The 18829-nt window shown below is 61.9% G+C and carries 19 protein-coding genes and 1 pseudogene; 9 read left to right on the forward strand and 11 right to left on the reverse strand.

Going from position 1 to position 18829, the window contains the following annotated elements; genetic code table 11:
- From A5906_RS12200 to A5906_RS12210, 4 genes are all read left to right on the forward strand, one after another.
- Nucleotides 1-748, forward strand: a 748-nt coding sequence (locus A5906_RS12200) for a substrate binding domain-containing protein (RefSeq protein WP_245326703.1), incomplete at its 5' end; no start/stop codon positions are given.
- A 446-nt stretch (nt 749-1194) separates the two neighbouring features.
- Nucleotides 1195-2103, forward strand: a complete 909-nt coding sequence (locus tag A5906_RS12205; protein ID WP_080135443.1) for a 4-hydroxy-tetrahydrodipicolinate synthase family protein — start codon at nt 1195-1197, stop codon at nt 2101-2103.
- A gap of 280 nt (nt 2104-2383) precedes the next feature.
- A complete protein-coding gene (locus A5906_RS42970; protein ID WP_167523563.1) occupies nt 2384-2530 on the forward strand; it encodes a hypothetical protein in 147 nt (48 codons plus the stop codon).
- Between the two features lie 95 nt (nt 2531-2625).
- Nucleotides 2626-2826, forward strand: a complete 201-nt coding sequence (locus A5906_RS12210; protein WP_136615163.1) for a hypothetical protein — start codon at nt 2626-2628, stop codon at nt 2824-2826.
- Nucleotides 2827-2949: 123 nt separating this feature from the next.
- Here the strand turns inward: A5906_RS12210 and A5906_RS12215 are convergent, their stop codons facing one another.
- Nucleotides 2950-3627 (reverse strand): ParA family protein, encoded by a 678-nt coding sequence (locus A5906_RS12215; protein ID WP_025032179.1) that lies wholly within the window; start codon nt 3625-3627, stop codon nt 2950-2952.
- Between the two features lie 469 nt (nt 3628-4096).
- Nucleotides 4097-4465, reverse strand: coding sequence for a hypothetical protein (locus tag A5906_RS12220; RefSeq protein ID WP_080135444.1), 369 nt, complete (start codon nt 4463-4465; stop codon nt 4097-4099).
- A 474-nt stretch (nt 4466-4939) separates the two neighbouring features.
- Here A5906_RS12220 and A5906_RS12225 point away from each other — a divergent pair, with 474 nt between their 5' ends.
- The gene (locus tag A5906_RS12225; protein WP_080135445.1) at nt 4940-5884 is read left to right on the forward strand and encodes an AEC family transporter; all 945 of its coding nucleotides are present in this window, start codon (nt 4940-4942) and stop codon (nt 5882-5884) included.
- Between the two features lie 215 nt (nt 5885-6099).
- On the opposite strand, the gene A5906_RS12230 is transcribed toward A5906_RS12225, so the two are convergent.
- The 6 genes from A5906_RS12230 to A5906_RS12250 all read right to left on the reverse strand — a co-directional run bounded on the left by A5906_RS12230 (nt 6100) and on the right by A5906_RS12250 (nt 11019).
- Nucleotides 6100-6870: an outer membrane protein gene (locus tag A5906_RS12230; protein WP_161495387.1), complete on the reverse strand. Its 771-nt coding sequence runs from the start codon at nt 6868-6870 to the stop codon at nt 6100-6102.
- Between the two features lie 255 nt (nt 6871-7125).
- The gene (locus A5906_RS42975) at nt 7126-7335 is read right to left on the reverse strand and encodes a hypothetical protein (RefSeq protein ID WP_080135447.1); all 210 of its coding nucleotides are present in this window, start codon (nt 7333-7335) and stop codon (nt 7126-7128) included.
- 31 nt (nt 7336-7366) lie between these two features.
- Entirely contained in the window at nt 7367-7537 is a 171-nt protein-coding gene (locus A5906_RS42980) for a hypothetical protein (protein ID WP_165424819.1), read from the reverse strand.
- Nucleotides 7538-7787: 250 nt separating this feature from the next.
- Complete coding sequence (gene tenA / locus A5906_RS12240) at nt 7788-8462, reverse strand: thiaminase II (RefSeq protein ID WP_080135448.1); 675 nt, start codon at nt 8460-8462, stop codon at nt 7788-7790.
- Between the two features lie 584 nt (nt 8463-9046).
- Nucleotides 9047-9856, reverse strand: a complete 810-nt coding sequence (locus tag A5906_RS12245; RefSeq protein WP_080135449.1) for a DUF4145 domain-containing protein — start codon at nt 9854-9856, stop codon at nt 9047-9049.
- A gap of 47 nt (nt 9857-9903) precedes the next feature.
- Nucleotides 9904-11019, reverse strand: a complete 1116-nt coding sequence (locus A5906_RS12250; protein ID WP_080135450.1) for a hypothetical protein — start codon at nt 11017-11019, stop codon at nt 9904-9906.
- 396 nt (nt 11020-11415) lie between these two features.
- On the opposite strand from A5906_RS12250, the gene A5906_RS12255 reads away from it, so the two are divergent.
- From A5906_RS12255 to A5906_RS44285, 4 genes are all read left to right on the forward strand, one after another.
- A complete protein-coding gene (locus tag A5906_RS12255; protein WP_080135451.1) occupies nt 11416-12633 on the forward strand; it encodes a tyrosine-type recombinase/integrase in 1218 nt (405 codons plus the stop codon).
- A 264-nt stretch (nt 12634-12897) separates the two neighbouring features.
- On the forward strand, nt 12898-13233 hold the full coding sequence (locus tag A5906_RS12260; RefSeq protein WP_080135452.1) for a helix-turn-helix domain-containing protein: 336 nt from the start codon (nt 12898-12900) through the stop codon (nt 13231-13233).
- Nucleotides 13226-14473: a type II toxin-antitoxin system HipA family toxin gene (locus tag A5906_RS12265; RefSeq protein WP_080135453.1), complete on the forward strand. Its 1248-nt coding sequence runs from the start codon at nt 13226-13228 to the stop codon at nt 14471-14473. The genes A5906_RS12260 and A5906_RS12265 overlap by 8 nt, the downstream gene beginning before the upstream one ends.
- A gap of 606 nt (nt 14474-15079) precedes the next feature.
- Nucleotides 15080-15571: an SMP-30/gluconolactonase/LRE family protein gene (locus A5906_RS44285; RefSeq protein WP_245326704.1), complete on the forward strand. Its 492-nt coding sequence runs from the start codon at nt 15080-15082 to the stop codon at nt 15569-15571.
- Nucleotides 15572-15616: 45 nt separating this feature from the next.
- Here the strand turns inward: A5906_RS44285 and A5906_RS12280 are convergent, their stop codons facing one another.
- From A5906_RS12280 to A5906_RS44290, 3 genes and pseudogenes are all read right to left on the reverse strand, one after another.
- The gene (locus A5906_RS12280) at nt 15617-17470 is read right to left on the reverse strand and encodes a TRAP transporter large permease (RefSeq protein WP_080135532.1); all 1854 of its coding nucleotides are present in this window, start codon (nt 17468-17470) and stop codon (nt 15617-15619) included.
- 35 nt (nt 17471-17505) lie between these two features.
- On the reverse strand, nt 17506-18531 hold the full coding sequence (locus A5906_RS12285; RefSeq protein WP_080135454.1) for a TRAP transporter substrate-binding protein: 1026 nt from the start codon (nt 18529-18531) through the stop codon (nt 17506-17508).
- A gap of 174 nt (nt 18532-18705) precedes the next feature.
- A pseudogene (locus A5906_RS44290) lies at nt 18706-18829 on the reverse strand (transketolase family protein); the annotation flags it as partial.

The raw sequence follows: 18829 nt of genomic DNA on the forward strand, positions 1-18829 counted from the left end.
CCGCCACGCCCGCGGCCTGATCCTCACCGAGCAGGGCGACCTGTTGTTCCGCACCGCGCATGACGTGTTCATGCAGCTGCAGGCGGCGCGCGCGAAACTGACCGACAGCCGCGAGCGGCCGAGCGGCGACCTCAAGATCACCACCACGCCCGGCGTCGGCATCAACTGGCTGATCCCGCGGCTCGGCGAGTTCACCGCGCTCTATCCGGAGATCCGGATCTCGCTGATCGTCACCGACGAGGAGCTCGACCTGTCGATGCGCGAGGCTGACGTTGCGATCCGCACCCGCAAGCCGACGCAGCCCGATCTCATCCAGCGCAAGCTGTTCGCGATGGGCTTCCACGCCTATTGCTCGCCGGAATACATCAAGCGCTTCGGCACGCCGCGGACGCTGGAGGAGCTCGACTCCCACCGCATCATCACGCTGTCCGACGGCAACTTCGCGCCGCATCTGCAGAACCGCAACTGGCTGGTCGAAGCGGCGCGCAACGGCTCGGGTCCGCGCGAGGCTTATTTCAAGGTCAACAACATCCTCGGCCTCGTGCGCGCCTGCCAGCAGGGTCTCGGCATCGCCGCGCTGCCCGACTATCTGGTCGAGGAGCAGAGCAAGCTCGTGCAACTGTTCGGCGAATCGGATTCGATCCAGCTCGACACCTATTTCGTCTATCCCGAGGAGTTGAAGACGGTCGCGCGCGTGCAGGTGTTCCGCGACTTCGTGGTGAGCAAGGCGCAGCGCTGGCCGTCCTGATTTCCGCATGTCTGACATGCGGCCTCGGCTGTTGCTGCAGGGCGCTCGTCAAGCCCATACTGTTTGCACGCTGAGCCTTCGCGTTGCGCATTTGTCCCCCTCCTCCAGTGGCGCGGGAGTTCAGTAATCCCTCTTGGAAGGTGATTGTGTCGGCCTCACGTGGCCAATACCTAAGCCGGGCCCTCGGGTCCGGCTTTTTTTCTGCCGAAAACGGCTTTCGCCCTCCGCGTGTATTGACAGTTTCAGGCCTCCCCCGCATCATTTGCCAATGATCACGAAGCCGTGCGCACTCGTTTCGAAAAAAGGTCCCCATCCGGGGACCTCGGAATGTTGCGCGCGCTAGGCTGACTTCGTCATCGCGAGCCAATCCCGAAAACCCCGCCACCTGGACGGGGTTTTTTCATGTGCCCTCCGTCTCAGGTTTTTTCCCGAGAAGGAGATGGAACATGACCGGACTACGCGAACATTTGCACGGGCTCTGGCTGCCGCTGGTGACGCCGTTCCGTGACGGCAAGCTCGACGAGACATCGCTGCGGCGGCTGACCCGGCATTACGGCGGACAGGCCGTCGACGGCTTCATCCTTGGGGCGACCTCCGGGGAAGGCATGACGCTGCGGGAGGGCGAGCTCGAGCGCCTCGTCGCCATCGTCCGCGACGAGATGACGGCAGGCCGCCGCGCCTTGCCGATCTGCCTCGGGCTGTCGGGCGCCGACACCGCGCGGCTTAAGGACCGCCTCGATGAAACTGCGGACTGGCCGATCGAGGGCTATCTGATCGCGAGCCCCTATTACGTGCGGCCGTCGCAGCGCGGGCTGGTGGCGCATTTCGAGGCGCTCGCCGACCACGCCGCCTGGCCGATCGCGCTCTACAACATTCCCTATCGCTGCGCGGTCAATATCACCAACCAGACCATGCTGCGCCTCGCCGAGCATCCCAACATCGTCGGGCTGAAGGATTGCGGCGCCGGCCGCGAGCAGTCGATCGCGCTGCTGCGCGACCGCCCGAAGAATTTCCGCGTGCTGACCGGCGAGGACGCGAACTATCTCGAGGCGCTGACCGACGGCGCCGACGGCGGCATCGTGCTGTCGGCGCATGTCGAGACCGCGACGTTCGCGGCGATCTGCAGCGAGCTCAAGCGCGGCAACCATGACGCCGCGCAAGCGCGCTGGAACGAGGTCGCCGAGCTGACGCGGCTGCTCTTCACCGAGCCGAGCCCTGCGCCGGCAAAGTACTGGCTGTGGCGAAGTGGCCTGATCGACAGCCCCGAAGTGCGCCTGCCGATGGTGGAAGTGAGCAGCGAGCTCGCCGCCACGATCGATCGCGAGATCGAGCGACGGATGAAAGTCGCGGCGTAGGTCTTCCCTCGTCTCTCCCCGCTTGCGGGGAGAGACCGGAATTTGCGCACGCAAATTCCGGGTGAGGGGGAGCTTCCGCGAGTCCAACTTTCACCGTGTTTGCGGACACGGCCCCTCACCCCACCCTCTCCCCGTAAGAACGGGGAGAGGGAGTGAGAGAGCGCCCCCTTGGTTAACCGCTCACCAACGGCCTTCGCAGCAGCCGCATGGTGCATCCACGTCTCGTTTACGAGACCGCGCCTATCGTTGCCTCCAAACTCTACCGAAGGGGGAATATCCAATGGGGCATCGCACCCGGCCTACCGCCGCGCAGCAATTCGCGCCGGCCGATCTTTTGCGGGGAATTCTCGTCGTATCGTCATTCGGGTTCTGGGCGGTGCTGCTCGGCCTGATGCCGGTGCTGCTGTTTCGAGTCTGGCTCGCCTGAGGCGACGACGCGCGCGGATGGTTAAGCGGCCGTCGTAAATGCGCTCAAAATGCGAGCGGGCTCGCAAGCCGAAATTTTAAAACATCCCGCCTAGCATGGTGCCCATAAGCGAAGAAATCGCGGGGGCGTTTGTGAATAGTCATAATGAAATGGCGTCGCATTTCGGCGCCGGGCAGGACAGCCTGTCCCATGAAGAGAGCTTCACCACCGAGGACATTCTCTGGGCCGTCGGCATCTGGTCGGTGATCCTGACCCTGTCGCCGGTGATCGTGTTCTACATGCTGATGGTGGCGTAACTTTCATCTCGAGATTCCGGGTCTGGTGCTGACGCGCCATCCCGGAATGACGAGTGAACCCCGGAAACGCAAAACGCGCGGACCGTCCCGCGCGTTTTTCGTCCGGGGAATGATTTATGAAAATTATGCCGCCTGCTTGTGCATTGCGCCGGACGCCGACGCCGTGCCGCGAATGGCCTTGACCGAACGCTCGATCGCCGCCCACAGCCTTGCGATTTCCTGAGCCGCGCGGCTCTCGGCCTGATACTCGCGCGCGCCTTCGCCGTGGCTCAGCGCCATCAACAAATCCGAACGATTGGTGATCTGACCGCCCCACACCGGAGCGCGGAATTTCGCCAACGCCTCGCGGGCGATGGTAACGATCGGGCTTTCGGCTTCGTCGCGCTTGGCCGGCGCACCGTTGAGCACCACCGCGTAGGGCTTGCGCGCCGCGCGGCACATCTGAATCGTTTCCTGCACCGCGTTGACGTCGAACACGCCGGGACGGGCGGGGATGACCACCATGGTGGCATTCTTGATCGCGTCGTCGACGACGGCCGAGAGGTTCGGCGGCGTGTCGATCAACACCCATTCATAACCGTCGCGCTTGGCAGCGGAGACGATGCCGCTGACGGAGTTCACGGCAGCCTTGATCGGCGGCTCGTTGGTGCCGCGCAGCTTGTGCCACAACGTCAGCGAGCCCTGCGGATCCGCGTCCACGAGCATCACCTGCTTGCTCGCCTTGATCTGCGCGGCGAGATGTGCAGCCAGGGTACTCTTGCCCGAGCCGCCTTTACGCGATGCGAAAACAATAACGTTCATACCCTTGGCCTCCAGATTGACCCCAGGCCTCGAAAATGAATCACCGCGCTGATTCGTGAAAGAAAAATTTACCGGGAGTTGCTTCGCCGCCACGAAATAACAAGTCGTGTTGGCTTTTGAGTCACACTGCTGCGCGCGACAGGACACCAACCGCGATGAATCGCCTTTGAAGCGAGTATATGTGCGCTTTTCGAGCCGCGGGGCGGTAAAATCGAATGCAACCTTGCCGCGCAAACCCTGTCGCCAGCCTTTTCGATCACATGTGACCGGTAATCGCCACAAGCCTGCGCGCGTGGCCTGCGAACAAAACGAGTCCGGGGCTGTCGCAAGGCTGATGCCGCAATCATCTGGTTCGAGGATCGAAGAAACCGCTTTCACGCCTCCGGACGTTCCCGCCCGACATGCAAATGCCCGGGCACGCTTTGGCCCGGGCATCGGCAGGTTTCAAACAAGGAACGCGCAGCGCGCGCTAGCTCTCGTCGGTCTTCTTCTTCTTGCTCGCCTTCGCCGCCGGCTTGCTGCTCTTCTTCGCCGAGCTCTTTGACGCGGCCTTGGGCGCGATGTTGGTCGGCCGGCCGGCGCGGGCCTCGCCGGGCTCGGGGCCCTGGCGGAAGTACACCTTGCATTGCGGCGACAGCTGCGCCTTCTTCTGGATCATGCAGGCGGTGATGGCATCGACGTTCGGAACGAACTCGCCGCACAGCCGCATCGCGTCCGGCGTGCAGGCCTGCTGCTGCTCGGGCGTGTAGGCAAGGCCAGCGCCCGGCTGGACCAGCACGGCCAGGGCAACCCCGGCGATGGCAGCAAGAACGGATTTCCCAGAGTGAAACGCCGGCATCGATCCCCCCAATGTCTGATCGGGGCGGAGTGTGGGTGAACCGCGGTTCGTTGGCAACGAGGGGGGATGCGAAAGGCGGCAGCTGTGCGGTCTCGGCAACAGGGGTGGGTGGTTCGCCACCACCTCCGCTGTCGTCACCCGGCTTGACCGGGTGACCCAGGATTCCAGAGACGCCTGACGTTCCCCGAGAGGCGCGGCGTACGGGATCTCCCGCCTGCGCGGGGGATGACTGCGGTGGGTGGGGCAGATTGCGACTAACCCCTTGGCGGCGCTGGCGAGATCGCCCTCTGCCCAAGGCCCCGGCGTCCTCACAACAAAAACTGCGAAAACAACCCCATGCACAGTAGCCGGGGGCCTGATCCATTTACGATTTTACGAAGCCGCTTTGACTCGTCGGGCAAAACAGGGGCATAATGCCAGGATCGAAAAAATTGCGTGGGGTGGTCGGCCGATCCCCGTGAGGTCGAGGGGCACATGGCCACCATCCTGATCGTCGCACCGGTGTTCGCCCTGATCGCGGCGGGCTATGCCGCGGTGCTGTTTCGCTTCGTCTCGGAGACCGCGCACAAGGGCATCTCCGAATTCGCCTTCAGCATCGCGATCCCAGCCCTGCTGTTCCGCACCATCGTCGTGTCGGAATTCCCCGACGTCAGCCCCTGGCGCATGTGGGGCAGCTATTACGGTGCGCTCGCGCTGACCTGGATCGCGGCGCTGATGCTCTCGGCGCTCTCGCGCACGCGGCGCGCTACCGGCGAGGACGGCGTCGTGTTCGCGATCGGCTCGGTCTACGGCAACATCGTGATGCTCGGCATTCCGCTCGTGCTCTCGGCGCTCGGCAATGAGGCCGCAGGCCCGATGGCGCTGATCCTGTCGGTGAACACGCCGCTGCTCTGGCTCTGCGGCATTTTGCAGATGGAGCTCGTCAGCACCAAGCGGACCGGCTCGCCGCTGTCGATCATCTGGCCGGTGCTCGCCGATCTCTCGCGCAACCCCTTGATGCTGGGCATAGGCTTCGGCGTGGTCTGGCGCTTCACCGGCCTCGGGCTCCATCCCGTCGTCGACAGGACGATCGAGCTCCTGGCGCAGGCGGGATCGCCGGCCGCCCTGATCGCGCTCGGGATCAACCTGTTCCGCTTCGAGGTGAAGGGCGAGAAGCTGAGCATTCTGGTGATGTGCGCGCTCAAGCTGATGGCGATGCCGGCGGCCGCGTTCGTGCTGGCGAAGCTGCTGAACTTGCCGCCGGTCGCCGCGGGCGTGATCGTGCTGTTCGCGGCGATGCCGACCGGCGCCAACGCCTACATCTTCGCGGTCCAGTATCAGCGGCTGGTGAACCCGGTGTCGGGCGCGGTGGCGCTGGGCACGCTGCTGGCGGCGGTGACGCTGCCGGTGGTGGTGGTGATCGTGGCGGGGGCGAGGTAGGGTTATCGCATGTGGAAGCAGCTTCCCTGCGCCATCCTTCGAGACGCCCGCCTTGGGCGGGCTCCTCAGGAGGAGGACGGAGTGCGCGGCAGTCGCTTCAGCGCACACCGATGTCGATGAGCCTCATCCTGAGGAGACCGCTGCAAGCGGTCGTCTCGAAGGACGAGGCGTGCGCTCAGGCCGCCCCGTCCTAATATTTCAAGGGACAGCGGCGGCTACTGGAACTTGTAGCTGAACCTCACGCGCGCAACGTCGGTCGTGAGCTGGGTGCGGATGACGCAACCGGCATCGGGTTTGTTCGTGCAGGCCGAGGTGCCGTCGATCGCGCGAATGGTCGCATCGCGATCGCCGTACATCGTATGCAGGAATTCGCCGCCGACGATCCAGTTCTGGTCGAGCGCATACTCGACGCCGATGCCGACCACGCCACCCCAGACGACGCCGCTGCCGTTGGCCGTGACGCCGGTGGGGCTGCCAAAGTTCGGGAATGGGGTGAAATTGAAGAACTCGACCCCGGTCTGCCTGACATCGGCCCAGGCCGCGCCGGCCGTCACATAAGCGAGGACGGTGTCGACGACGAGGCCTGCGCGCGCGCGGATCGTGCCGCTGGTATCGGCCTTGAGACCGACATTGATGGCTCTGGAGTCGTTACCGCCAAGCAGGGCGCCCTTGAAGCGGCTGTTGCCGTTGACGTCGGCTTCAATACCGACGAGGCCGCGACCGAACTGGTAGTTGTAGCCGACCTGCGCGCCGCCGGTGAAGAAGCCGGTCGTGGGGGTCGCGGACGTGCAGTAGAAGCAGGGATCGTCGAACCGGGTTGACGCCATGCCGCCGCCGACATTGCCGCCGACGTAGAAGCCCGTCCAGCTATACACCGCGGCCGCAGGCGCAGCCTTGAAGTGGGCCGAGCTGCCAACGTCGGCCGCAGAGCTCGCGGCCGTGGCAGCCAGCAACAGAGCGACCGCAGCCGCGAAAGTGTTTCTCATCGTCAATCTCCCGGTGGATACGTGCGGCTCTCGTCGCCGATGCCCGGACGTGAACCTCTCGTCCGAGGCGCGAGCAGGAAGCCGCGAAATCACGCCACGCGCGTCATCCGTACGCATGAGGCCGTCGCAATCTTCGGTGGCGTTGCGGAAATGACACGCAGGGTCGGGCCGAGCGGCGGCGCGCGGGGGGCTCCGGGTTTTCCGGACCGAGTTGGTCATTCGTTTGGAGGATGCAGTGCCGATTGTCGGCGGCCGCTAGCCGCCGGCGTGATCATGCTGTTCGCGTTGATGCCGACCGGCGCCAACGCCTACATTTTTGCGATCCAGTATCAGCGGCTGGTGAACCCCGGTGTCGGGCGCGGTCGCGTTGGGCACGCTGCTGGCGGCGGTGACGTTGCCGGTGGTGGTGTGGGGGTCGGGCCGCGCCGACAGAAACTGAGCTGCTGTGTTTACGGTGCTCGGCATGACCAATCGGAGACGAGCATTTTGACTCAGCCTAGGCAGCCCAGTCCATGATCGCGTCGATGAAGGTCTGAGCCTGGCGGATCGCGTCGAGCCTCGTCGCACAGACACCGACCGACACTGTTCGGCCCTTTCCGACAGTCCACTTCCAACCAGCCGGGTAGCTCATTTCAACGATGGAAAAGCTGACGCCGCGATGTTCCACGGAGAACCTCCGCTAACATGTTGCTGTGTCCGAAAAGGCTACTCCAAATGGCGAATTTGTCCAGCCGAACGCGGGCCCACAGTTCGCCCGCGCGGCTTGGAGATAAGCGTTCAGGAGAGCGCATGGAGATTTTCCGGGAAACTCAAATGGCCCGCATGGTACCGCGCGGGCTACGGTGACAGGGGTTGTGGTGACAACATCGATGTCGCCCGATGTTGTGGAGTTTCGTGCACTGTCACCGGAATACGCGCTATTCAGCACCTTGGCCCACGCGCCAGGCCATCTCCCAGAAGTCTGCCTCGAGCCGGGTGGCTTCCTTGAAGATCGCAATCAGCTCGGCCTCGCGGGCCGGCGTGGCGTAGAGATCGGCAAGATGCTCCATATGCGCCAGCGCCTTGGCTGCGACCTCCTGGTACGGCACGCCGGCGTACTCGGCGATCCAGACGCGATAGGCGTTCGTCGCAGCTTCCGCATGGGGGCGCGAGGCGAGCCGCGTTGCGATCTCGGCGTAGCCGATCACGCAGGGGGCAAGCGCCACCTTGAGTGCCAGCAGATCGCCACGCATTCCCGCGTCGAGCACGTAGCGCGTATAGGCCAGCATCTCGGCCGCCGGAGGGGCCTGTTCAAGGTCGGCCGGGGACAGACCCCAATCGGCACAGAGTTTTACATGCAGGTTCATCTCGACATCGAGGATGGCCGACAGGCCGGCTGCTGCTTCACGCATGTCGGCAAGCCTCGGCGACTTGTAGACCGCGAGCGCGTAGGCGCGCGCAAACTCGATGAGGAACAAATAGTCCTGAACGAGGTAGTGACGAAACGCCGCTTCGGGGAGCGAGCCGTCCGCCAACCCGCTCGTGAAGGCATGTTCGGTATAGGCCCGCCACTCAGCGGATGCTTCTGTCTTGAGACGCTCGAAGAAACTCACGATCTTTTCCGCCTGGGTTGTTTGTCAATGAACGTCTTTGGCTCGCTACCGATAGCGCATTGCGAGGTGGGGAGCTACGGCGACAGCGTACAACACTGGCTTTGATCGTTGCGGATAATCCCCGTTCATGTCTGCACTCCTACCAAAGCCGGGGACATTGGAGCGCAGGCCAATTTGTTTGTAACTCAGAGAAAATCAGCGAATATTCTTGAGTCTAAGTCTCTCTGCATCATGCCGCGGAAGAAATTCCCGAATGCGTTGGTCGACTCTGCGCCGGATCGCATCCTCTGCCTTGACAGGGTCTTTGGCTAATATTGCATACTCTTGGATGCCCTTATCGATAATGGGCTGAACGACGATTTTGTCGGACGCGGGATTTGCCCGGATTATCGTCTAACCAATTTTGTTTGCTGCGCAGAACCCTTCGAGCTACGACGCCCAAGGCGCGATGATATTCGGTTTGGGATCGCCCGCGAGGACGACCACGTGCTTTGCCTAACCGCGCCTTGATCCTCTCAGCACAGTCTCTCAGCTCAGCTTCTGACAAGGTCTCTACAAATCTGATGATCCTGTCGCGTCGGCTCTCAGGCATCGCGTTTTTCGATGGCTTTCAATGCCCCTGGAGGGAGCGATGCATACATGGCGTCGATCTGCGCCGAAGCACTAATCGTCGACTGCACGATGATGTTCACCAAGGAAAAGAGCTGCATTGCTGTGGCCTGATCGTCCTTCAGGTCAAGCTCGCCTGGATGTACGGCATAGTTTCCCGTAACCCGCACGATATCGAGCGCTTGCTGGACCTTTCGGTCTAGGCCCTTCTTGACAAGATTGGCGATGCACGCATTTAGATTACCGTCGCTTTCGCCCAGGTGCGTCATCAATTTTTGAATGGCAAGACGTAAAAGGGCTGCAGCACTGCGCGGGGATTTGTCCACTATCTCCGCAGCTTCGATGAAGTCGGGCTTGATGTTGGCCGGCATGTCATCGTGAGGCAGCAATGCAACTTCGTGAGCGGGATAGACGATCCTATCCTTTATCCATACCATAAAGCCCTTGCAGCTATGACACTGGCTGAGATGGAGATTGACCATCTCCCAGGAAGACTGGCTCGAATATCGATTTACGAAATAGGTTACCTCATTTTTTTCGAAACGAGCGAGCATATCTAGAAGACCTTGATGTTTTGGATCGGTCTCGTCGTCGTCATGATCATCTTGCGCTGCGATCGTCTGCTTAACTTTCGCAGCTACCTCCGGAGTACACAGCCTCGGTGTGGTATCTTTTTTAAAGCTCTCAGGAACGACCTTGAACCAGTGCTGGTCGGCCAGCGCCCCACAGTGGGCACAGGAAAAGCTGTTGGCGCCGAGAGCAGGATGCACCAGTGCGCGCGACATACGCACTCCTATCTACATTGGAAACAAAGAGGTGGCAGGTTGGAATGTCATTTCGATGATAGTGCTCGCTTAAAAACTGCCTCTTCGGGATTGGTGAGAGCAGAAAGTATGTTTTCCGCGACTTTCTCGATTAGCTTCTCACCCCAGAACGGATCGCTCACGTTGTAATAGATAACCCGGATGTGCTTGAGGTCGAATGGGACGTCGCCTTCATTGGACGAAATCAGCACAACGGGCTTATCGAGCGCATGTGCCAAACCTAGCTCGTAAAAAACGTTTGGATTTCGGCTCGTAAGTTCAGCGATCAGCACCTTCGCCGAATTGATGCCATTCCAAATTTGGTCGATGATCTTGCCAGTCCCGAAGATGTCGGCATCCGCTCGGACAGGCCGGAGACCCGCTTTCCTAATGGCGGGCTCGTAGATTTGACTGTAATATTCTCCAACAGGTGAGCCGAAGGGCATCAGCACAAAGCAGCTATCGCTAGCACTCACGTTTGCGGTGGTGCTCAGCTTTTTGATTTGCGTCGCACCCTCTTGGGAGCCGCCCTTCGTATCGAGTATGCGGAATTTGCCGTCCTTCTTCTCGACCAACTGCGCGCTTTGCAGAGAAGATAAGAAAATGTCTTTGAACTCTGTAAGCTTGTCGGCCGGGATTGCGAATTTATCCTCGAGAGCGTGTTCGAAAAACTCTTCGTCGGGCAGATACTCACCTCGATAGTGGGTATACACTTCTTTGATCTCAGGCGCGTCTAGTACGGCAGCTCTGAGCGCCTCTATGTCGTCTCCGGCTTTTTGTGGGCGGATCGCCTGTCGCGCTCTCTCCGTAACGGCAATTCTCCCTGCGCCCGGACGTGAGAGAAATCCGTATTTGATCGATGAACTCACTTCCACCTTGAAGGGGCCATTGAACCCGACGCCGACGAACGTCGCGCTTTCCGCGTCAGTACAATCGTGTCCGGCATTCTGGTCTATTATCGCTCTTGGAATACGAAGCGCCTTATCCACGCTGTGGCGTGGAAACTTGGCCGTGGTGCTGCTTGCGGCCTGCTTCTTCCCCTTCAAAGATCGACGGGCCTTGGCGGCCTTCTTTCTGTTTTTTTCCGACCGTCTCTTCTTCGCGGGGGCCTCTGTGAGAGCCTCCGCTAAATCTTCCTCGCTCATTCTCGTTTCCTCTGCCCAATTGCTGCAATCTACGCGGGCAAATGGAAGCTTCCAACGGTCGTTTAGTAGCACCACAGAGAAGGTGCAGAGATCATCCAACGGAACGTCGTTCGCGCGGTACCTAAATCGCTACCCAAACAGCTCGAACAGAGCAGGCACGAAGCTATGTAATTGATTTGATTGGTACAGTTGGGTGGGCTCGAACCACCGACCTCCTGTTCCACAGACAGAATAGTGCCGCCGCCGCATTTGCGACACGCTACGCGGGACCACTAATTTCACAACAATTTCAACATAATATCTCGCCGGAGCTACGCTGTGGTTCGCTGCGCTTTGTGTTGTCGTGGTAGCTACGTGGTAGCTACGTGGTAGCGAGGAGCACTAAAAGGACCTCGCATGGCATCGGCAAGTATCACGATCAGAGCTGTGCAGGCGCTGGCCCCAGGGGAAGCCATCTGGGATGCGGGCCATAAGGAAGCGGTGCGGGGCTTTGGCGTGCGGCGCCAGCGCGATCAAGCGACCTACGTCCTCAAGTACCGGTTGTTTGGCCGCCAGCGCTTCTTCACGATCGGGCGGCACGGGTCACCCTGGACGCCAGAGAAGGCGCGCCGGGAAGCCAAGAGATTGTTGGGACTGGTCGCGGATGGGAAGGATCCAGCAGATACCAAAGCGGAGGCGAACCTTCAGGCAGCCGACTCACTCCGCAAGATCACCGGCGAATACCTCATCATCGCGAAGAAGAAGCAGCGGCCCCGGACGTATTCGGAGGTCGAACGGTACTTGCTCGTCGCGTGGAAGTCCCTGCACTCAGTCTCCGTGTTCAAGATCACAAGGCGCCATGTTGCGGCGCGAGTCGCCGATATCGCAGCGCGGCAAGGGGCCGTCTCAGCCGCACGCGCTCGGACCGCCCTATCCACCATGTTCAATTGGGCCATTCGCGAGGGGCTCGATATTCCGGCAAACCCTGTGCTCGGCACCAATCGTCCCGAGCAGCCGAAATCCCGAGAGCGGGTATTGTCCGATACAGAGCTGGCCGAGATTTGGAAGGCATGCGGCGATGACGACCACGGACGTATAGTACGCTTGCTGATCCTCACCGCTCAGCGGCGCGATGAAGTCGGCGGCATGAGATGGCCAGAGTTAGATACCGTAGCCGGCCGTTGGACTCTGCCCAGCGCTCGGACCAAGAACCATCGCGAGCACGTGCTGCCGCTCGTCCCAACTGCCTTGGCTCTGTTACCGCCTCGGCGAAATGATTGCGACTGCGTCTTCGGTAATGGTGCTCGCCGAAAAGGTGATGAAAATCGAGGGTTCTCCGGCTGGTCCAAATCGAAGGCCGCGGTTGACGCACGCATTCTTTCGGCTCGGAGGGGAGTGGACGAGGATGCCAAGCCCCTGCCCCACTGGACCGTGCATGATCTTCGTCGCACGGCCGCGACTGTGATGGCGGATCGCTTGGGCGTCCTGCCACACATCGTTGAAGCGATCTTGAACCACGTGAGCGGCCACCGCGCCGGCGTAGCTGGGGTGTATAATCGGGCCCGTTACGAAGCAGAAATGCGCGAGGCGCTGGAACGCTGGACTGAACATCTAACTCAGATCTCAGCCATTTGAGTTAGCCTGGATCGGCAGTTTTGCACGTGCGTCGCCGTCCAAACCAGGAAGCGTCGACGCTGGCGCCGACTGCATCGCCACCTCGCCCGTGCGGTCGGCTGCGGTAACTCACGCGTCGCTGCGCACGGCTGGCGACGAGCCAGATGAAGGATCGACTTCAGCTTTGATGGGGCACATCAGGATAATGTCGATCCTCGCTGATCTATGGAATGATTGTAAGCTTCGTGCTACATAACTGCCCAGTTTGTAGCACAAAGGTGGCAAATGCCGACCCCCCATAACCCTCCTGCCGCCGCTCGGCGGGCCTTACGCAAGCTCGGCGCCGACATCCATGACGCGCGTCGGCGTCGACGGCTGCCAATGGCGGTTGTGGCCGAGCGCGCGTTCACGTCCCGCTCGACCCTGCAAAGGGTCGAGGCCGGCGACACCAGCGTCAGCATCGGCATCTATGCCGGCGTCCTTCAGGCTCTCGGTCTGCTCGACGGTCTGGGCAAGATCGCTGACATCAGCAACGACAGCGTCGGCCAGGCGCTGGCCACCGCCGAATTGCCCAAGCATGTCCACCTCAAGCGTAAGACCGGAGCCTCACGCGATGGCTGACTGCGAAGTCCATATCGATCTGGCCGGCCGGACGCGTCCTATTGGATTGGCGAGGAGCAATCGGATACGCGGCGCGGAGACCATCCTTTTCGAGTATGACGGCTCGTGGCTTGAGGACCCCGACCGGTTCTCGCTGGAGCCTGCCCTTGCCCTGACGCGCGGCACCTTCGCTCCCCCTGCCGGTTTCGCGACTTTCGGCTCTATTGGCGACTCCGCGCCCGATACTTGGGGCCGCCGTCTCATGCAGCGCGCCGAACGCCGCCTCGCCGACCGCGAAGGTCGTGCCGTCCGCACGCTTGCAGAAAGCGATTATCTGCTCGGCGTCGCGGACGAGACGCGACTCGGCGCACTGCGATTCCGCTGGGTCGGCGAAGACACCTTCCAAACCCCGATCCGCGCCGGCGTTCCGGCCCTGACAGAACTTGGCCAGCTGCTACAGATCACCGAGCGCATTCTCCGGGACGAGGAAACGGACGAAGACCTTCAGCTCATCTTCGCGCCCGCCTCCTCCCTCGGCGGCGCGCGGCCGAAGGCATCGGTCATCGACCAGCACGGTAACCTCTCCATCGTCAAGTTTCCAAAGGAGACCGACGAGTACAGCATGGAGACGTGGGAGGAGATCGCGATGCAGCTGGCCCGGCAGGCCGGCATCCCCACCCCGCAACACGAACTCATCGAAGTGGCCGGCAAGGCCGTCATGCTATCGCGTCGCTTCGACCGCGACGGTGCGATCCGCATGCCCTTCCTCACAGCGATGGCGATGATGGGCGGCAAGTACGGTGAGCGCGGCAGCTATCCCGAGATTGTCGACGCTCTCGCACAGCATGGAGCGCAGGGAAAGACCGACGCTCATGCCCTCTATCGGCGTGTCGTCTTCAACGTGCTGATCTCGAATGTCGACGACCACCTGCGCAACCACGGCTTCCTCTGGCTGGGAAAGGCCGGATGGTCACTGTCTCCCGCTTATGACCTCAATCCCGTGCCAACCGATGTGAAGGCGCGCGTGCTGACCACAAACATCGACCTGGACGAAGGCACCTGCTCGCTCGACCTGCTTGAGGCCGCATCCGAATACTTCGGGCTGACGCTGGCGCAGGCGCGCACAATCATAAGAGAGGTCGCAACGGTCACCGCCACATGGCGCAACGTCGCCAAGGCAGTCGGCGCCCGTTCGGCCGAGATCAACCGCATGGCGAGCGCGTTTGAGCACGACGATCTTCGGCGAGCGCTGGCGCTGTGACCAGAACGCTCCTTCACTGCTTTGATCCACCAGCGGCAAGCCCTATCGAGGATGCTGATATTCGTGAGGTTTTGCGGACGTCAAGCGGCTTTCCCGCGGTGCCCCACCTGACTGGATCGCTCGCGCCTCCGACCTGTCCTCCTTAACGGTCGCAGAAGCGAAAGGCTGTCATGACATCGGGGGCCTGCAGAAGCGCTCGGCCGCGCATGGCCGCAAGCTGCGCGAATAGACGTTACCGCCCAAGACCGCGAAGTCACCGTGAAACGCATCGCGATCGCAACACGGTGGGGAATGGCTGCGGCAGGACCCTTTGCGTCACGCGGCTCGATCCTCGCGGCAATCACCGCGTGATCCGAACGACGGGTGGCCGTCCGAATGGACTGACGACCGATGGCCACGGCCGGATCTGGATCGCGGAAGCTGGCCTCCGGGCGCTGATCTGCATCGGCGAAAGTGGAAACGAGATCCGGCGCATGCAGGGCGAAGGCGCGGACCGGTTTCTGTTTCCAAATGACCTCTGCTTTGGTCCGAACGGATTGCTCTACATGACGGACTCCGGAATGGCCGCCGGATTTCATCAACGGCCTGGCCTTCGTCGACGGTTATATGGACCTCGACTGGGACGGCCGTGTGTATGAGATCGACCCGGCAGCCATGAAGGTGCTCCGCGTGCTCGATCGCAAGATCCGCTTCACAAACGGCATTGCCTTCGGTCCCGACAACCACCTCTATGCCGACGCGTCCTTCACCGGCGAGATCTATCGATATGACGTGCTTGGTGAGGCAGCGCCGACACGCGTCGTCTTCGGCAACGTGCTGCAGCCGGATTCCAATTCGGATTTCAAAGGGCCGGACGGGATGGCCTTCGGAACGGACGGCCGGCTCTATTGCACGGTCTACAACCAGAAGAACGTTACTGTGGTGGACCGGCGGGGTGAAGTCGTCGATCGCCTGATTCTGGACGGGCCGCAGCCGACGAATTGTGCGTTTGCGCTCGAAGGCAGGAAGCTACGGGTCACTGAGGTCGGCAAAGGCCAACTCGAGGAAATTGACATGGCCTGCGATGGCCTGCCGCTGCATCTGCCGAAATTCGTCTGATGAAATGCCCTCGCGATGTTTCCCGCGAGGGCGACTTGCCCGTTATCAAAGGAAGCCGATCGATAGCCAGGGCACGGCGGCAACGATCAGCGTGCCGATCAGGAGCGCGATCATATAGCCCACGATCGGCCTCATGCCCTCGTCCGGATTGATGCGGCTGATGGCGCAGGCCGCGTAGTAGCCGACGCCGAACGGCGGCGCGAACAGGCCAATGCCCATGGCGAGGACGACCACCATCGCGTAGTGGACATCGTGCACCCCGACCTGCCGCGCGATCGGGAACAGCAGCGGACCGAACAGGACGATGGCCGGGATTCCCTCCAGCACGCTGCCCAGGATCACGAAAGTGACGATTGTAACGGCGAGAAACACAGGCACGCCGCCGGGAAGGCCGGTCATGAACTTGGCAAGAGAGGCAGAAAATCCCGACTGGGTCAGGGCCCAGGCCATGCCCGTCGCCGCGCCAATGATGAGCAGGATCGCCCCGGACAGCGAGGCCGTCTCGACCAGCATCGGATAGATGCGCCGCCAGTCGAACTGGCGATAGACGAAGAGACCCGCACAGGCCGAATAAAGAATGCCGATGGTCGAGACCTCCGTTGCGGTCGCGACGCCTTCGACGACTGCGGTCCGGATCACGAATGGCAGCGCGATGGCCGGTATCGCGATGACGAAGGCGCGGCCAATCTCCAGGGCCCTCGCCCTTTTGACGTGAGACAGGTCCTCGCGGCGATATCGCCACCACACCACGGCCGCGAGCATGACCGCGAGCACCACGCCCGGAAGCAAGCCGCCGGTGAACAATGCCGAGATCGACACGCCCGTCACCGAGCCGATCGTGATCAGGACCAGCGAGGGCGGGATCGTCTCGGTCTGGGCGCCAGTCGCCGCGAGAAGCGCAACGAGGTCTCCCGGTTTGGCCCCGCGCTGCCGCATCTCGGGAAACAGGACCGGAGCCACCGCAGCCATGTCCGCTGCCTTGGAGCCGGAAATGCCCGATACCAGATACATCGCCCCGACCAGCACGTAGTGCAGTCCGCCGCGCACATGGCCCAAGAGGCTCGCCAGGAAGCTGACCATCGCGCGCGCCATGCCCGTCATCTCGATCAGAAGGCCGAGAAAGACGAAGAGAGGCACGGCGAGCAGGATCAGGTGGCTCATGCCCTCGTCCATTCGTCCAATCATCACCACATCGGGCGTGCTGGTTGTGAGGGCGAGATACCCGACCGTGGCGAGACCGAATGCAAACGCGATTGGCACGGCTGCAAAGACCATCGCGCCGACCACGACAACGAAGAAGATCAGAAGGTTCAGATTGCCGAGCGGCTTCAGGACCGGAGCGAGCAGAACGAACGTTCCGAGGATGCCGGCGACGATCGCCAGAGATCCCAGCAAGCTGCGCAGACTCGCGATGCGGACGAGCCGGAGGACCGCTGCGACCAGCATCAGTCCCATTCCGGTCGGCAACGCTGCCGCACGCCAACTGTTGACGATTTCGAGCGCGGGCGTCGTGACGAATACTTCGTCTGCGGCAAATTCATAGGCCGGCCAGACCACGAGCGCGAGAAATGCTAGCGACGCCGCGGCCGCGACGACGTCCAGAAACGCACGAACCTGGGCACTGAGAACACCGACGATCGCGGTCATACGCATGTGCTCGCCGCGCTGGAACGCAATCACGGAACCGAGCATGGCGAGCCAAAGAAACAGAATACCGGCGAGTTCGTCGGACCAGACAATCGGCGAACGGAACACGTATCGACCCACGATGCCGGCAGACAGCACAGCGATCTCCGCCAGCACGAGCAGTGCTGCCGGGACCGCCACGACATGACCAAGCACCGTGTTCGCCGTTATCACCCAACTGCGCCGGCCTGCTTGAGACGCGCCGGCCGCCATACCGGCATCGACATGCGGCGTATGACTCATGCTGGTCATGATAGCTGGCCCGCGGCTTTTTCGAGCTGCGACCATGCCTCTTCGCCGAACTTGGCTTTCCAATCGGCGTAGAAGCTGGTTTTAGACAAAGCTTGGCGGAAGGCGGCGCGATCGACGTCGATGAATTTGAGACCCTTGGCCGAGAGATCGTTGCGCAACGACTGGCTGAGCTTTGCGATGTCGGCACGCTGATCGACCGCGGAGCGATCGAGCTCGCGCGTCACGATCTCCTGCAAGTCCTTGGGCAGGCGCTCGAATGCGCGCTTGTTGCCGAGGATCCAGTAGCCGTCCCAGACATGCCCCGTCAGGCTGCACGTGCTCTGCACCTCATAGAGGCGCGCGGTCGCGATGATGGGCAACGGATTCTCCTGGCCGTCGACGACCTTGGTCTGCAGCGCGGAATAGACCTCGTTGAAGTTGATCGGCGTTGGCCCGGCACCTAGCGCCTTGAACAGCGAGGTGAGCAGCGGCGCGGGCGGAACACGGATCTGGAAATTCTTCAGATCGTCCGGGGTGCGGATCTCGCGGCCGGACGAGGTCACCTGGCGGAATCCGTTGTCCCAGGCCTTCGAGACCGCCATGATCGGCGTTTTGGCAATCTGCGCCCGGATGTAGGTGCCGAGGTCGCCGTCCATCGCCTTCCACACGCTGTCGTAGTCGGTGAATGCGAAGCCCGTGTTGACGATTCCGGCGCTAGGCACCAGAGTGGCAAGGATCGAGGACGATTGATTGAAGAACTCGACGCCACCGCTGCGAACCTGGGTCAGAAGTTCGGTATCGGAGCCGAGTTGATTGGCCGGGAACAGCCTGATCTCCAGCCGGCCGCTGGTCGCTTCGCGGATGCGATCGATCGCCTCTTGCGCCCGGATATTCACCGGATGAGTGGGATCCTGTCCGGTCGCGAACTTGTAGACGAACTCGGCGGCAGATACCGGGCGGGTCAAAATCCCGCAGAGAGGTACGGCACTGGCCGCGAGCAACATCGAACGGCGGCTGATACGTCCGGATTTCGAGACAGTCATGCTTTCCTCCCTGTATTGATGTTATGCCGGCTGCATCAGCATGCGCTGGTTTTCAGCTGTCCAGGTTCTTCGACCGCCCGCATTCGGGCAACAGCCATCGCTCGCCCGCCGCAACATGCAGCCGGCGGAACTCTTCACTCGGATTCGGCCTGACTGGCCCTTAGTGCCGGTGCGCTAAAGCCACTGCTTGATCTGCCTTGCGACCTCGGCGCTGGAAATGCCGTAGCGGTCGTGCAGCGTCGGAAGTGCGCCGGCGTCAAGAAACTCGTCCGGCAATGCAATCTGGCGGAACGGCGGG

The sequence above is a fragment of the Bradyrhizobium sacchari genome (assembly GCF_002068095.1).
GTDB lineage: Bacteria > Pseudomonadota > Alphaproteobacteria > Rhizobiales > Xanthobacteraceae > Bradyrhizobium > Bradyrhizobium sacchari.